Annotated in this window: 14 protein-coding genes; 8 read left to right on the top strand and 6 right to left on the bottom strand. The window is 43.7% G+C overall.

The features are described 5' to 3' along the window. Window positions 1-5: 5 nt before the first annotated feature. The 6 genes from GTK07_RS01335 (at window position 6) to GTK07_RS01360 (ending at window position 6326) form a co-directional block, all read left to right on the top strand. Window positions 6-1406, top strand: coding sequence for an efflux transporter outer membrane subunit (locus GTK07_RS01335; protein ID WP_163632190.1), 1401 nt, complete (start codon window positions 6-8; stop codon window positions 1404-1406). Between the two features lie 7 nt (window positions 1407-1413). Then, a complete protein-coding gene (locus GTK07_RS01340) occupies window positions 1414-2022 on the top strand; it encodes a TetR/AcrR family transcriptional regulator (RefSeq protein WP_163632193.1) in 609 nt (202 codons plus the stop codon). Window positions 2023-2175: 153 nt separating this feature from the next. Next, complete coding sequence (locus GTK07_RS01345; protein WP_163632196.1) at window positions 2176-3369, top strand: pyridoxal phosphate-dependent aminotransferase; 1194 nt, start codon at window positions 2176-2178, stop codon at window positions 3367-3369. Further along, on the top strand, window positions 3369-4502 hold the full coding sequence (locus GTK07_RS01350; RefSeq protein WP_163632199.1) for an AEC family transporter: 1134 nt from the start codon (window positions 3369-3371) through the stop codon (window positions 4500-4502). The genes GTK07_RS01345 and GTK07_RS01350 overlap by 1 nt, the downstream gene beginning before the upstream one ends. A 50-nt stretch (window positions 4503-4552) precedes the next feature. After that, window positions 4553-5848, top strand: coding sequence for a Zn-dependent hydrolase (locus GTK07_RS01355; protein WP_163632201.1), 1296 nt, complete (start codon window positions 4553-4555; stop codon window positions 5846-5848). Window positions 5849-5879: 31 nt separating this feature from the next. Next, entirely contained in the window at window positions 5880-6326 is a 447-nt protein-coding gene (locus GTK07_RS01360; RefSeq protein WP_163632204.1) for a PepSY-like domain-containing protein, read from the top strand. Window positions 6327-6629: 303 nt separating this feature from the next. Here GTK07_RS01360 and GTK07_RS01365 read toward each other — a convergent pair whose 3' ends face one another. Then, entirely contained in the window at window positions 6630-7310 is a 681-nt protein-coding gene (locus tag GTK07_RS01365; RefSeq protein ID WP_163632209.1) for a lysoplasmalogenase, read from the bottom strand. Continuing rightward, the gene (locus GTK07_RS01370; protein ID WP_163632212.1) at window positions 7304-7777 is read right to left on the bottom strand and encodes a CYTH domain-containing protein; all 474 of its coding nucleotides are present in this window, start codon (window positions 7775-7777) and stop codon (window positions 7304-7306) included. The genes GTK07_RS01365 and GTK07_RS01370 overlap by 7 nt, the downstream gene beginning before the upstream one ends. Window positions 7778-7804: 27 nt before the next feature. Here GTK07_RS01370 and dinB point away from each other — a divergent pair, with 27 nt between their 5' ends. After that, window positions 7805-8905 (top strand): DNA polymerase IV, encoded by a 1101-nt coding sequence (gene dinB, locus GTK07_RS01375; RefSeq protein ID WP_163632215.1) that lies wholly within the window; start codon window positions 7805-7807, stop codon window positions 8903-8905. A 41-nt stretch (window positions 8906-8946) separates the two neighbouring features. Here the strand turns inward: dinB and GTK07_RS01380 are convergent, their stop codons facing one another. Beyond that, the gene (locus GTK07_RS01380; RefSeq protein ID WP_163632218.1) at window positions 8947-11727 is read right to left on the bottom strand and encodes a M16 family metallopeptidase; all 2781 of its coding nucleotides are present in this window, start codon (window positions 11725-11727) and stop codon (window positions 8947-8949) included. A 197-nt stretch (window positions 11728-11924) separates the two neighbouring features. Between GTK07_RS01380 and GTK07_RS01385 the strand changes: the two genes are divergently transcribed. Further along, complete coding sequence (locus GTK07_RS01385; protein WP_163632221.1) at window positions 11925-12503, top strand: TetR/AcrR family transcriptional regulator; 579 nt, start codon at window positions 11925-11927, stop codon at window positions 12501-12503. Between the two features lie 53 nt (window positions 12504-12556). On the opposite strand, the gene GTK07_RS01390 is transcribed toward GTK07_RS01385, so the two are convergent. From GTK07_RS01390 to GTK07_RS01400, 3 genes are all read right to left on the bottom strand, one after another. Continuing rightward, window positions 12557-13105, bottom strand: coding sequence for a carboxymuconolactone decarboxylase family protein (locus GTK07_RS01390; protein WP_163632224.1), 549 nt, complete (start codon window positions 13103-13105; stop codon window positions 12557-12559). Between the two features lie 27 nt (window positions 13106-13132). Then, window positions 13133-13288, bottom strand: a complete 156-nt coding sequence (locus GTK07_RS01395; RefSeq protein WP_163632227.1) for a hypothetical protein — start codon at window positions 13286-13288, stop codon at window positions 13133-13135. A 92-nt stretch (window positions 13289-13380) separates the two neighbouring features. Further along, entirely contained in the window at window positions 13381-14229 is an 849-nt protein-coding gene (locus GTK07_RS01400) for a helix-turn-helix domain-containing protein (protein ID WP_163632231.1), read from the bottom strand. Window positions 14230-14322 lie beyond the last annotated feature (93 nt).

Here is a 14322-nt window from a genome sequence, read left to right on the forward strand (position 1 = left end):
GAATCATGAAAATACAATCCACATATAAACTGATCGTGTTGCTAACGGCTTCTCTGTTATTGCAGTCTTGCTTTGTGGCCAAGAATTATTCGCGGCCGGAACTGGAGACGGAAAGCTTGTATAGAACCGACCAATTGCCGCAAGACAGTATTTCTATGGCCAATGTGTCTTGGAAAGACCTATTCAATGATGAACAGTTGAAGTCCTACATTGCCCAGGGATTGGAAAACAATCTCGACATCCGCATAGCGCTTCAAAACGTGGTGGCTGCCGAATCCTATCTAAAACAAGGAAAGGCCGGGTATTATCCCACCCTTTCCGGAACGGCCAGCTTTACCCGCACCAAAAACTCGGGTAACAGCCAGTTCGGTAGTTTCTTTACACGGCCTTTGGAGCAATATGAACTTTCGGGGTCCCTCTCATGGGAGGCCGATGTTTGGGGAAAGATACGGAGCAACAAAAGGGCATATGGTGCCTCTTATCTGCAAAGTGTAGCGGCCCACCAAGCGGTAAAGACCAATTTAGTTTCCGGCATTGCCAGTACCTATTACCAATTGATGGCACTGGACAAGCAAAGGGAAATTGCCGAACAGGCCCTCGAGGCCAGAAAGAGCAGTCTTGAGACCACACAGGCGCTAAAAGATGCAGGACAGGTGACCGAAGTGGCGGTTAAACAGACCGAGGCTCAAGTACACACCACGGAAATCATCTTGATCAATTTGAAAAACAATATCAAGCTCCTGGAAAATGCATTCTGTATTCTGTTAGGGGAACCGGCCCACGAAGTACAAAGGGGGAGGTTGGATGACCAATCCATTGATTCCGATCTAAAAACCGGGGTTCCCTACCTCCTGTTGGCCAATCGCCCTGATGTCATGCGGGCAGAGTATGGCCTCATCAATGCCTTTGAGCTTACCAATGTGGCCAAGAGCAGTATGTACCCCTCCTTAAAATTAACTGCCAATGGCGGTTTCCAAAGTCTGGAATTTGAAAATTGGTTGGACGCCAGTTCCTTGTTTTCCCAATTGATCGGCTCCTTGACGGAACCTATTTTTAACGGGAGAAGGCTACGTACGCAAATGGAAGTGGCCAAGGCACAACAGGAACAAGCTTTGCTTTCATACAAAAAAACTTTGTTGACGGCCGGGCGAGAAGTTTCGGATGCACTATACACGTATAATGCGGAGTCTGAAAAATTGACGGCCCGCTCCAAGGAACTCGAAGCCTACTCTACAGCCGAGGACTATTCCGAAGAACTGTTGAACAATGGCCTTGCCAATTATTTGGAGGTACTCACCGCAAGACAAAACGCGTTGAATTCGGAACTGAGCTATGTGGATTCCCAATATGGGCAGTTGAGCGCCATTGTGGAACTCTACCGGGCCCTTGGTGGTGGATGGAAATAATATCTGGATGCTCGAGGACAAAAAGCACATATTGGCCTTTGCCATTGGTAACTTCACCAAGTTTGGCAGTAAAAGATTCTCTATGGATGAATTGGCCCAAAATCTAGGCATTTCCAAAAAAACATTGTACCGTTATTTTGGGAGCAAGGAAGAATTGGTATGCGAAAGTCTTGGCTTTCTTTTAAACCAACTGAGGACCAAGGTGGATGCATATATGGCACAAAATCCTAACGAAAATGAGCCTCTAACCACCATAATATTTATTTACAAACAAGGGTTGATGACTTTACAGGAAATCAACCCTTCCTTTTTGTTCGGCCTTTCCAAATATTATCCCGATGCTTTTAAACGATATTCCAATTTTAAGAAGGACATCGTTTGGGATTTGGTCTGCCCTCTTTTAAAAAAGGCACAAAACTTGGGGCAGGTGCGAAATGAAGTCAAAATAGAGCTGGTCTGCAGGCTTTTTTTGGGCAGAATGGAAGATATGGTATACTCCAGTCCCACTCTTTTTGAAGAATATAGCATCCAAGAATTATTGGAACATATCATCATCAATAACCTAAGGGGGATTCTTACACTGGAGTATCTTTCTACATCGCCCTTGGAAAAATAATCATCATTTTGGCTGAAACGATGCCAATTTCGAAATTTCACCAAGATTATTTTACTATAATTCCATTTCAAAGTGTTGATTTTTATGTTTTTATCATTGCAATTGGCGTTTTGATCGCCTAACTTTAATTTCTTGCTAAAAACTCAAAAATCAATGGGAACAACCAACATCAACCGCAGAGACTGGATCAGAAAAAGTATGCTCACCGCAGGTGGAGCAATGGCCCTTCCATATTTTGGAATCGCTGAAACCCCTATGGCCCCACTAACATTGGATGCCAAAGGAAATGCAGTATATAGTCAATTTTTCAAGGAATTTTTACCCGACATTCCAGTGCCATTGGCACCCATTACCGCCAAACTGAATGCCAACGAAAACCCTTATGGTCCATCGCCCATGGCTGTGGAAGCCTTTAAAAACACTGCCGCAGGTGGTAACAGATATGCTTGGAAAGAGTTGTTCCAATTGGTGGACAAGATTGCCAAGTTTGAAGGCGTAGAAAGCAAAAACATCATGATGGGCCCAGGGTCTTCCGACCTTTTGGAAAAAACCGCCATGGTATTTTTCATGAACGGAGGAAACGTAGTTTCTGCCGATCCCGCCTATATGTCCCTTATCCAGGTTGCTGAATCTGTTGGCGCCAAATGGAAACCGGTTCCACTAAAAGCGGATTGGTCACACGATCTTAAGGCCATGGAACAGGCTATTGATGATGAGACGAAATTGGTGTACATCTGTAACCCGAACAACCCAACGGGAACCATGACCGACCATCAAGAATTGGTGGATTTCTGCTCCAGGGTTTCTGAAAAAGTACCTGTGTTTGTAGATGAGGCCTATTTGTGGTTCTTGGATGAAGGAGCCAAAAAGAGTATGGTTTCCTTGATAAACGAAGGTAAGGATGTGATCATCGCCAGAACGTTCTCCAAAATCCACGGTATGGCTGGCCTAAGGGTTGGATATATCGTAGCCCTTGAAGCTACCTTAAACCGTTTGCAAAGCATTACCAGAGGTGGTATGGGAATTACCCTTCCTTCCGTACATGCTGCCATGGCTGCCATGGATGATGCCAAATTCATTGAAAAATCAAGGATGTTGAATGCCGAGTGTAGGGATTACGTAGCCAAGAGCTTGGAAGAAAAAGGATTCGAATATGTTCCTTCCCACACCAGTTTCATGATTTTCCCCATTGAGATGGAAGGAAAAGAATTCTTGAATAAAATGACCGAATTGAATGTGGGTGTTCGTGCCTTCCAGTTTATGGGTAAAAATTGGTGTAGGGTAAGTATGGGAACCATGGAAGAAATGAAAATGTTTACCGCTGCCATCAATAAAGTACTGGTATAGTGGATACTGGATTTCAAAAGACCATTGTATTCCTGTTTTTCATCTTCATTGGAATCTTGCTCAAAGCGAAATTCAAGAACAAGGAAGAGATTACGGGAATCAAAAAAATAATTCTGAACCTTGCTTTGCCCGCAACCATTTTTATTGCGTTGTTGGGCATTAAGGTGGAATTACATCTTTTAATATTGCCTGTGTTGGCCCTTGGGCTTAACCTACTTTTGTTCCTGACCGTGCCCCTTATTTTGCCTCTTGTGGGTATCGGCAAGGGAACATCCGAGTTCCGTACAGCCAAATTGTTGATTCCCTCATTGGCACCAGGATTGTCTTCCTTTCCTTTTATCCTGGAGTTTTTAGGGGACGATTACTTAGCAAAGGCGGCGATGTCCGATTTAGGAAACAAAGTGTTTGTACTGTTTTTTCTGTACCTCGTTGCCATGAACTGGCATTATGGACTACAGTCCGACCAACCCAAAAATGAAGGAACCAAGCTTAAGCCCCTTATGAAGGCCATGGTTTCGGAGCCGGTCAATATTTTTATCGCAGTAGCCCTTTTGCTTTTGGGCTTTGGTTTTACCATGCATTCCTTACCCTTCTTTTTGAGTGAAACTCTCGAAAAATTGAGCATGATCATGACCCCGTTGGTGCTGCTCTTCATTGGATTGGCAGTGAAGATCAAGAGAAAGCAGTTCTTTCAGATATTTTCGCTCCTATGTACCCGGGCAGGATTGGTGTTGTTGATCTCAGGAATTTTTGTTTCCGTGGCCGGAATTGAGGCCCAGAATGAAATTTTGCTTATCCTGGCCTTCGGATTGAGTGCCTGTAGCTTTTGGCCCTATGCCCATATTGCGGCAGTGGATGGCATGGAAATGGATTTAAAGGACAAGAAAAAGACCTTCAGCAGTGACTATGGGGTGGCCATTTTGGCACTTTCATTCCCGTTGTCAACCATACTAATTTTGGGTGTTTTGAACAGCGGTTCTTTCTTTGTACATAGCTACAACATCTTCTTGATTTCGGTTTTGTTCTTAGCTGTCGGATTTGCCATTCCCTTATTCAGTGGATTGAACAAAAAATGGTCAGGATTGAAAGGCTTGGGGTTTAAACTGAAATCCCCTGCTACCGAGAACGTTTGATCAAGGTAAGTTCCCTGTAAATTGTTACCTTTCTAAAAATATAGGTAATCATGTCTGTTCGCTTCATCCTCCTGCTCTCTTTTTTTACTATCGGAATGCTATCGGCACAAAAAAAGAACCCGAAAGTGGATCAGGCCCGATTGGAAAAACGCATCTTCGATTTGGCCAAATTCGGACTTCAAGAAAACGGCGAAACGGAACGCGTGGCTTTTAGCGATGCAGATATTGAAGCCCGGAACTGGGTGGTAAAAACCCTTAAGGGTTTTGGCATGACCGTAACCATAGATGCCGCGGGCAACATCATTGGAAAAAAACCGGGAAAGGACGCCTCTAAAAAACCCATAGCTTTTGGATCACACATTGACCGGGTGCCCCATGGGGGTAATTATGATGGCTGTGTGGGCTCCATGGCCGCTTTAGAGGTTATCGAGACCTTGATAGAAAACAACATCAAGACCAAACATCCTTTGGAAGTCATCATTTTCCCCAATGAAGAAGGTGGGGTTATGGGCAGTCGTGCCATGGCCGGAAATTTGACCAAAGCCGCTTTTCCTGTGGTCAATGCCACTGGGTATTCCATGGGTGAGGGCATTATGAGAATCGGTGGCGATACCACAAAAATAAAAGATGCTATCCGTGAAACTGGCAGCTTGGCCGCCTTTTTGGAACTCCATATTGAGCAGGGCGGGAAACTTGAAAAAGCTGATCTGGACATCGGTGTTGTGGAAGGCATTGTGGGTCTTAAATGGTGGGATGTGGTCTTTACGGGCTTTGCCAACCATGCCGGTACCACACCTATGAATGCAAGGCAAGATGCACTATTGGCCGCCGCCAAATTCATTGTGGCCGTGAACGAAATCACCAATAGTTTTGAAGGTACCCAAGTGGGCACTGTAGGACGAATTAAGGCCGAGCCAGGAGCGCCCAATGTGATTCCCGGAAAGGTAGTGGCCAGTTTGGAAATTCGCGATCTATCTTCAGAAGTAATTGAAAAAGTGTATCAGGCCATCAAGACAAAAACAGAAGAAATTGCGCAAGCTTCCCATATTACCGTGGAATTTTTGCCTTTGGATACCACATCGGAACCTGCATTGACGGACCCTTCCATTCAAAAAGAAATAGAAAGCTCTGCCAAGGCTCTTGGGTTGACCTTTCAATATATGCCTAGTGGGGCGGGGCATGATTCGCAGGATGTTTCCAGATTCGCACCTGTTGGGATGATCTTTGTGCCCAGCAAGGGGGGCATCAGTCATTCCCCGAAAGAATTCACTTCTGCGGAGGATATGGCCAACGGCGCCAACGTACTTTTGAACACTGTTTTGGCCCTGGACAAAAAACTGGATTAAAAATTAGACCACTAAATAAAAATCATCAGAAATGAACACGAAAAAGTATTTCATCGGAGCCGCCGCCATCATCATCATTGGAGTGGCTGTTTATATTTATTATATCTATACCAATGCGCCTGAAGGTGCCAGAAATGGATTTGCCGAAAAATTCCCTGATACGGCCAGTGCTGGTTGGATGAAAGAATCCGCCAACGAATGGGAGGCCGAATTTGAGATGAACGGGGAAGAATATGCCGCTGTTTTTACGGAGGATGGTACCTGGGTGAGAACGGAACATGAAATCGAGGAAAAAGACCTGCCGGAAAAAGTTTGGAACCTATTGAATGATAAATTCAAGGATTACCGCATTGATGAAATTGAATATGTGGAAAATGCCGATAGCAGTACTGGCTATAACATTGAACTTGAAAAAGATGAAGAGTTACGAATCTTTATCAGCAGCGAAGGGGAGTTGATTTCTTTGAGGGAGGAGTGATTTGTTAAGATGATGAAGAAGTTCATCGCATTGATTGTCCATCATTTATGAAACAAAAAGCATGAAAAAACTATTAAGGGATTTTTTTGCTCTTTGTTTTGATTTTATGAATGCATATCCGATTTTATCAGCATTGTTTATTTTAATGATTTGTCTCTATTTAATGTTTGTAACTCTTCCAGATGCCTTTAACAAAAAAAGAAAAGAAATTGGGCTCTATGCCTATTATTCCAGAGTAGGCCTAGTATTATCTCTAATTTTTGTCTTGACGTGCTTTTTTATAGTCCTGTTGACAAAAATATTTTAAACTGTCTCTTTACCCCCTTTTGCGATGCTATACGTCGCATTGGCAATAAGTGAAATACTCATCCAATACGTAGCCAAGATTAAAGGGCCAGAGAGGTAAAACGGGGTCTTGAATTTAGCTATCGCCAACAATGTGTCCGACAACATAAAGCACAATACACCCACGGCCATTAAAGCGTGGGCATTGTTCCTTTCTCGTAGGTACAGGCCCACCCCTTGCCACGCCATAAACGTGATGATCATCACATAAATGGCAACAGGCAAAAGCAAATCGCCCAAACCGGGTTTCAACCAAAAAAACAATACCCCTGCAATGCCAAACAAGATCAAAAAGGAAATCCAGTTTTTGTAAAATCCCTTGTATTGGATAAAGGCCACGGAGAACAAAATATGGGTAATCAAGAATGCCACAAGTCCAAACAAAAAGTAGGATTCAAAAAGCAAGAGGACATCCCCCAGCAAACAGAACACCAAGGCAATGGTGACCATATTACCCAATCGAACATTGCGCTTTCTTGGGGCGAATAACAACAACGCAATCACCAAGATCGTCGTCAACGGCTTGAGGAACATAAAAAGGGTCTTGTCCTCATACAGCCCAAAGTAAATGGCCAAGCATGCGGACACCAATATTAAAATATTGAAAGTCCCTCTTTTTGTATCGGTTTGGGCTACCATTTGGTAAAAGGATTTTTGCTCAATTGGGAGTTGTAATATTGCTTCTGCCCTGTGACCTCCTCACCCAGCCATTCGGGCTTTTCAAATTTTTCGTCTTCGTGGTTGAGTTCCACTTCCGCTATCACCAACCCTTTGTTTTCTCCTAAAAATTCATCCACTTCGAAAAAGTGGTTGCCATAGGGAACTTCATACCGATGTTTTTCCAAAATCCCCGTGTTACAGAGGTCGATCAAATTGGTGGCTTCTGCAGTACCGATCTCAATTTCCCATTCAAAACGGGTAGTGCCGGAATCGTTGGGGCCTCCTTTTATGGTCAAAAACCCTTTATCTCCCATAATGCGTACCCGAACCGTGCGGTCAGGGTCGGTGTTCAAATAGCCTTGTGCAATTCGGGTTTGGGAAGTGGCCCCCTGCCGATAAGCATCCGAAGTAACCAAGAATTTTCGTTCTATTTCCAAATGTTCCATCAAACTAAATATACCCTAAATTTGAGTATGGACTTCGATTTTCCCTTAAGAAAAATCATTCACGTGGACATGGATGCCTTTTACGCCTCCGTGGAGCAACACGACAATCCCGAACTAAAGGGGAAGCCCATAGCGGTGGGTGGTGGATCTAAACGTGGGGTGGTTTCCGCCGCCAGTTACGAGGCCCGAAAATTTGGGGTGCGCAGTGCCATGTCCGGGATGCAGGCCCAGCGGAATTGTCCCCAACTCATCTTTGTGAAACCCCGTTTTGATCGATATAAAGAAATCTCCCTCCAAATTCGCAGCATATTTTATGAGTACACCGATCTGGTGGAACCCCTGTCTTTGGATGAGGCCTATTTGGACGTAACGGAGAACAAAAAGGGCAACCCATCTGCCACCTTGATTGCCAAGGAAATCCGCCAGAAAATCTTGGACAAGACGGGATTGACGGCTTCTGCAGGTATTTCCATCAACAAGTTCATTGCCAAAGTGGCCAGTGATTACAACAAACCCAACGGACAAAAAACGGTAAACCCCGAAGAAGTCATCCAATTTTTGGAGGATCTGGACATCCGGAAATTTTATGGGGTGGGAAAAGTAACCGCGGACAAAATGTACCGGTTGGGCATTTTTACTGGCAAAGATCTAAAACAGAAATCCCTGGAATTCTTGGACGAACATTTTGGCAAGAGTGGCAAGTATTATTACCATGTGGTTCGTGGCATCCATTTGAGTGCCGTGAAACCGCATCGTATTCCAAAATCGGTTGGGGCCGAACGTACCTTTTTTGAGAATCTGAGTAGCGAGATCTTTATGCTGGAAAAATTGAGGCACATTGCCGAGGAACTGGAACGGCGGTTGAAGAAATCCAAAATTGCTGGCAAGACCATCACCCTAAAAATCAAGTTCAGCGATTTTACCTTGCAGACGCGAAGCAAAACGCTGCCCTATTATATTTCGAGCAAGGACCTCATCTTGGAAACGGCCAAGGAACTGTTGTACCAATCCCCACTGGAAGAATCGGTTCGGTTGTTGGGTATTTCATTGGCGAACCTCAACACCGAAAAGGATGACGAACCTCCCAAAAAAGAATCGGTGTTGGTGCAGTTGAAGTTCGATTTCTAATCCCCTAAAAAAGAAAAACCTCCCAGAGGGAGGCTTATCCATTAGTTTTTGATATCCGATTTTATCGGCTCTACCGTAGGTTTCAGCATATTGCCATCGGCATCTATTTCTATGATGTTGTCAAAACCAAGTTCATCCAGTTTTGAAATGATCTCGGCCCTATCGCCTACCATAAACCAGTTCATTTTTTCCGGTTTCACCACTTGGTTGCTCACTTTTCGGATGTCATCCACAGAAAGTGTGCGTACGTTCTGATCATATTTTTGATAGTAGTCGTCTGGCAGATTGTATCTGATCAAATTCCTTACCGAACTGTTCACGGAACTGTTGGTTTCCCATTGCCCTGGAAGTTTCAACACCTGGTTGGTCTTAACTTTTTCCAACTCTTCTTTGGTAGCTGGTCGGGTTGAGGTGAACTCAGAGATTTCCTTGCGTATTTCGGTAACTGATTCAGCAGTTTTATCAGTTTGAACCGGAGCGTACACGATGAACGGACGTACTTCCTTGGAACCCATAACAAAGCCACTTGCACCATAGGACCAGTGTTTATCTTCTCTCAAATTCATATTGATGCGGGAAGTGAAATCGCCTCCAAGAATGTTTACCATTTGTTCCAAAGCTACCTCGGAAACGTCTCCATACTTTTCGGTCAAATGCCCGGCCAAGATTACGGATTGTTGGGATTCAGGCCTGTTCATCAGATACAGTGTATTCTTGGTGTTGGTCTGGGGCTGGTTGAACACGATCTTGGGCACATCACCTTTCTTCCATTTGCCCAAGGTTTTTTCCAATTTGGATTTCAATTCGCTCATTTCAACATCTCCAGTTATAATAATGGTAGAGTTATTGGGCTTAAACCAAGTATTGTAGAATTCCACCATATCGGCACGAGTGAGTTTGCTTACTCCATCCTCATAACCGGTACCCGTATATGGGCTACTGTAAGGATGATCTTCTCCGTACATAAATTTGTTCATGGCGCGCAAGGCCATGGTGACCGGTTGCGACTTTTCCTTCTTAATGTCGTTGATCTGTTCGCTCTGCAAACGTTCAAATTCTTTTTCAGGGAAAACTGGGTTTAGCACCACATCCAAGAACAGGTCCAAACTGGCATCCAGACTTGGTTTTAACGTGGTCATATAAACATTTGACTCATCTTGACTTGAAAATGTACTCAAGGATGCGCCCAACAATTGGAGTTGCGCATTGATTTCCAAGGAACTTTTATCCTTGGTGCCTTCGTCCATTAAGTTCATCGCCAATTTTGCAGTACCGGGTGTGGACAAATAATCGGTTTTGTAACCCGCATCGGTCACCAAGTTGATGACCACCGTGGGAACTCCTTTGCGTTGGGCCAAGACCACATTGAGTCCGTTGGACAATTGGGTGCGCTGCAAATCCGGGAATTTGGAGCTTTTCTGTTCGGCAAGGGCCGGTAATTTGCTTCTATCAATGGTAGAAGGTTCCACCGCATATTCTGGGAATGGATTACAGATCAACACATGTTTGCCCTTGGTCAACCACTTGGCTGCCGTTTTCTTAAGGTCTTCGGCAGTGGCATTCTCAACAAATTTCAATTGGGTTTTGTAATATGAGGCATCTCCATGGTAAGTTTCATTGGATGCCAGGATATCGGAAACACCACCGAAGCCTCCTATCCGCTCCAGTCCTTTGATGAAGTTGGCAAAGTAACTGGCCTTCACCCTCTTCAATTCTTCCTCGGTTGGGCCTTCCTTGATAAACTTATCGATCTCGTCCCAAAGTTCTTTTTCCAATTTTTCGGCATCCTGACCTGGTTTTACGTTCAACCAAGCAATGAACTCACTGGCAATTTCACTGGAAGATTGAAAGGAAACTGCGGCACTGGCCGATTGATCTTTGTATATGAACTTTTGGTACAATCTTGAATTCTTACCACTGGTCAGAATAGAAGAAATCAAATCAAAATAAAGATCCTCTTTGGATCCAAATTCGGGTGAGTTCCAAGCAAAGAGAATCCTTGTCTCGGGAACCCTGTCCTCATATACCTGGCGCGAATCGTACACTTTATTGGGAATGTTCACCTCTTGCCTTTCCAAGGTGGGACCAGAAGGAATGTCGCCAAAATAAGCGGTCACCTTCCGAAGAATTTCCTCCGCATCAACATCACCCGCTACGGCAACCACGGCATTGGCAGGTCCGTAATACGTTTTGAACCAATCTTGCACGTCTTCCAAGGAAGCGGCATTCAAATCTTCCATTTCCCCGATAACGGTCCAAGAATATGGATGGCCTTTGGGGTACATGGCCTTGGTCAAATAATCCCATTGCTTGCCATACGGTTGGTTTTCCCCTTGTCTTTTTTCATTTTGTACCACTCCGCGCTGCTCATCCAATCTGGCCTGGTCAATGGCGCCCAACAAATGCCCCATACGATCCGATTCCAAGAACAGTACTTGGTCCAATGCAGAGACCGGGACATTTTGAAAATAGTTGGTGCGGTCGCTATTGGTGGTTCCGTTCAAATCGGTTCCCCCAATACTTTCCAAAGCCTGGAAGTAATCGGTGTTGTAGTTTTCACTTCCGTTGAACATCAAATGCTCGAACAAATGGGCAAAGCCGCTTTTGCCGGGCTTTTCGTTTTTAGATCCCACATGGTACCATACATTCACGGCGGCAATGGGTGCCTTGTGATCTTCATAGACCAACAAGGTAAGTCCGTTCTTCAATGTGTACTTCTTGTACTGGATATCGATATCATCCGCAGAAAATTGAAACCCTTGTCCATAGTTCATAGAAAGGCAAAGAAGGCCCAATATCAGGGCCGAGAGTAGTTTTTTCATTTGACTATTTTTAATTATTTGATTGATAAATTGCTCTTGACAATATAAGAAAATGTTTACAATTATCACTATATTAACCACTTAGGAAGGAAAATAAAAATGGAGCCATTTTGATTTTCCGTGGTTCCAATCACCACTTGCATGTTTGGGCTTAGGTTTAGTTGCCCGACCCGTATTTTCTTATTTTCTTTGCATATATGCAACGTCCTGAATTGCACCAACATATCATAACCACCGCAGGTAATCTTTTCTATGCCCAAGGGTACAACTCTACGGGTATCAACGAAATTATAGATAAATGTGACATTGCCAAGGCCACACTTTATGGACATTTTAAGTCTAAAGAGGACATTTGCGTCGCTTATCTGGAACAACGTCACCATGCCTTTATGGATTCCGTAAAAATGTATGTGGCGCGTAGCAAAACTGGAAAAAACCGGTTGTTGGCCATTTTTGACCTTTTACAGGACATGTACCGTGAGGAAAATTTTCAAGGATGTTGGGCACTTAAAACCTTGGGCGAGCTTTCCCCCAACCAGAAAAAGATTTTGGAGGTCATCCAAAAACAGAAAAAAGAACTGCTCCTGTATCTGGGCGAAGTTGTAGGTCAAAATATTTCCAACCTGTCCAAGGCCCAAACGGAAAAAATGTCGGGAGGGCTCTACCTACTCTACGAAAGTGCCGTGACCGAAAGTCATTTGTTCAAGAACGATTGGCCCATCTACATGGCCAAAAGTATTGCACCCACTTTCTTTGCCGAACTGGAATTGGAATAAAAAACCCTTCCATGGCAATGAAAGGGTTTATCTTATCAGAAGTTGTTTAACTTTTAAGCTTCAACTGTTTCCAAAGGTTGAACTTCTGGAAAGTCAATAGGTGTGCCCACCGTATTGTTGATGTAGTTGGAAATGGTCTTATCGCCCACCAAAACAATGGTATCGATCAAATTTTCCTTGGTCCACCCTGCATTAAAGAAGTTTTCCAAAATGCTGGCGTCTGCCTTTCCTTGGTTTTCGGTAATGTTCTTGGCCAATTTTGCCAAGGCATCCAATTTAGTGTCAAAAGATGCCTTACCAGCCCTCAACTCCAAAATCTGGCTTTCGGTATAACCATTCATTTTACCAATGGCGGTATGGGCGGCCAAACAATAGTCACAATTGTTCACTTGGCTCACGGCCAAGTTCACCACTTCTTTTTCCTTGGCTTTCAAAGAGGTCTTGGCGTTGGCAAAGGTCAGATAGTTGCCTAGTGCATTTTGGGAATAGGCAAAGGTGGCATACAGGTTGGGAACAAAGCCCAAGGCTTTTTCCAAGTTGTCAAAAATGGCCTGATTGGCAGCGCTTACTTCTTCTCTTTTAGGTACATTGAATGTGCTCATGATTTAATTTATTTAATGTTATAATGATTAATAATTCTGAATGAAGGGTTTCTCGGCATCACAATAAAAATCATGATGGAACTTTTGATCACAATGCTCCACAACGACCAAGGGCCGTTGCTGTTTGGGAGAGCTTCTAAAAATTTCGATAAGATTGAAAATGGATTTATCGAGTGCTTTCATCTTTTACCTGTTTTTAAATTACAGGGCAAAGATGCGGCGATAAAGGAGGTAAGGGTTAGGAGGGATTTCCCGTTGACTTGTTCAACTTTCCCTTAGGCAGCAAAAACAAGGCTTTCCCTATATTCGGAAGGGGTCATTTGGGTCATTTTCTTGAAAAACCTGCTGAAATGGGCGGCATCATTGAACCCTAGGTCAAAGGCTATTTCCTGATTTTGCTTGTCAGTATAATTCATGAGACGCTTGGCTTCCAAGGCAATCCGGTCTAGTATGATCTGTTGGGGCGATCTATGGTTATAAAGGGAAAATAGGTTGGAGAGTGTTTTGGGGGATTTGAACAGCATTTCGGCATAATCGCTTACCCTTCTCTTGGTTTTGAAATGCAGGTCTACGAGATAATTGAACTTTCTGATGACATCGATTTGGTCATTATCGAGCGTTTTTACGATCAATTGTTCCTTTGCCAACCGAGTGCTTAGGATGATCATCCGTTTTAGCAGCATTTGTAGCATATCCCCTTGGATGTTGTCCGGGGTGGAAAACTCTTCCACGAACATGTCGTACAATAAATTGTACTTGTTCAATTGTTCTTTGGAAATGGTAACTATGGGAAGGTCTTGTGTGCCGAAAAATAAAATCCCGTTGCAGGATACCTCACTATCATGATCAAAAACACAATAAAACTCCCTATTGAAAAGAATGGCTGCTAATGGGAGTTCGGTTGTTTCAAAGGAAACGTGCTGTAAATTGGTAACGGTCATCAACTGATTGGGTAACAGTTCTACCTTCATTCCATCCACCAATACTATCACCGGATCAAGGTTACGGTTCCACAAAAACTTGATTGTTTTGGTGATGTCAGAAAATCGATATTCATCATTTTTGAAGTCACTTGTTAGACCTAATAGGGCTCCCAATCTAGTATCGTTGTATTCGTGTATCATGATTTTCAGGTTGATTTCTGTGTAGCTACGGGCCTACATAATATAGGTCATTCTACATCACAAAAGCTTACATTTTTTACTTCTGTCCCCAAA

Origin of the sequence: Flagellimonas sediminis (assembly GCF_010500845.1) — a bacterium.
GTDB lineage: Bacteria > Bacteroidota > Bacteroidia > Flavobacteriales > Flavobacteriaceae > Flagellimonas > Flagellimonas sediminis.

Bases quoted from the DNA above. Each gene is read 5' to 3' on its own strand.
- GTK07_RS01335 (WP_163632190.1), top strand. From the start codon at position 6: ATGAAAATACAATCCACATATAAACTGATCGTGTTGCTAACGGCTTCT.
- GTK07_RS01340 (WP_163632193.1), top strand. From the start codon at position 1,414: ATGCTCGAGGACAAAAAGCACATATTGGCCTTTGCCATTGGTAACTTC.
- GTK07_RS01345 (WP_163632196.1), top strand. From the start codon at position 2,176: ATGGGAACAACCAACATCAACCGCAGAGACTGGATCAGAAAAAGTATG.
- GTK07_RS01355 (WP_163632201.1), top strand. From the start codon at position 4,553: ATGTCTGTTCGCTTCATCCTCCTGCTCTCTTTTTTTACTATCGGAATG.
- GTK07_RS01360 (WP_163632204.1), top strand. From the start codon at position 5,880: ATGAACACGAAAAAGTATTTCATCGGAGCCGCCGCCATCATCATCATT.
- GTK07_RS01365 (WP_163632209.1), bottom strand. From the start codon at position 7,310: ATGGTAGCCCAAACCGATACAAAAAGAGGGACTTTCAATATTTTAATA.
- GTK07_RS01370 (WP_163632212.1), bottom strand. From the start codon at position 7,777: ATGGAACATTTGGAAATAGAACGAAAATTCTTGGTTACTTCGGATGCT.
- dinB (WP_163632215.1), top strand. From the start codon at position 7,805: ATGGACTTCGATTTTCCCTTAAGAAAAATCATTCACGTGGACATGGAT.
- GTK07_RS01380 (WP_163632218.1), bottom strand. From the start codon at position 11,727: ATGAAAAAACTACTCTCGGCCCTGATATTGGGCCTTCTTTGCCTTTCT.
- GTK07_RS01385 (WP_163632221.1), top strand. From the start codon at position 11,925: ATGCAACGTCCTGAATTGCACCAACATATCATAACCACCGCAGGTAAT.
- GTK07_RS01390 (WP_163632224.1), bottom strand. From the start codon at position 13,105: ATGAGCACATTCAATGTACCTAAAAGAGAAGAAGTAAGCGCTGCCAAT.
- GTK07_RS01395 (WP_163632227.1), bottom strand. From the start codon at position 13,288: ATGAAAGCACTCGATAAATCCATTTTCAATCTTATCGAAATTTTTAGA.
- GTK07_RS01400 (WP_163632231.1), bottom strand. From the start codon at position 14,229: ATGATACACGAATACAACGATACTAGATTGGGAGCCCTATTAGGTCTA.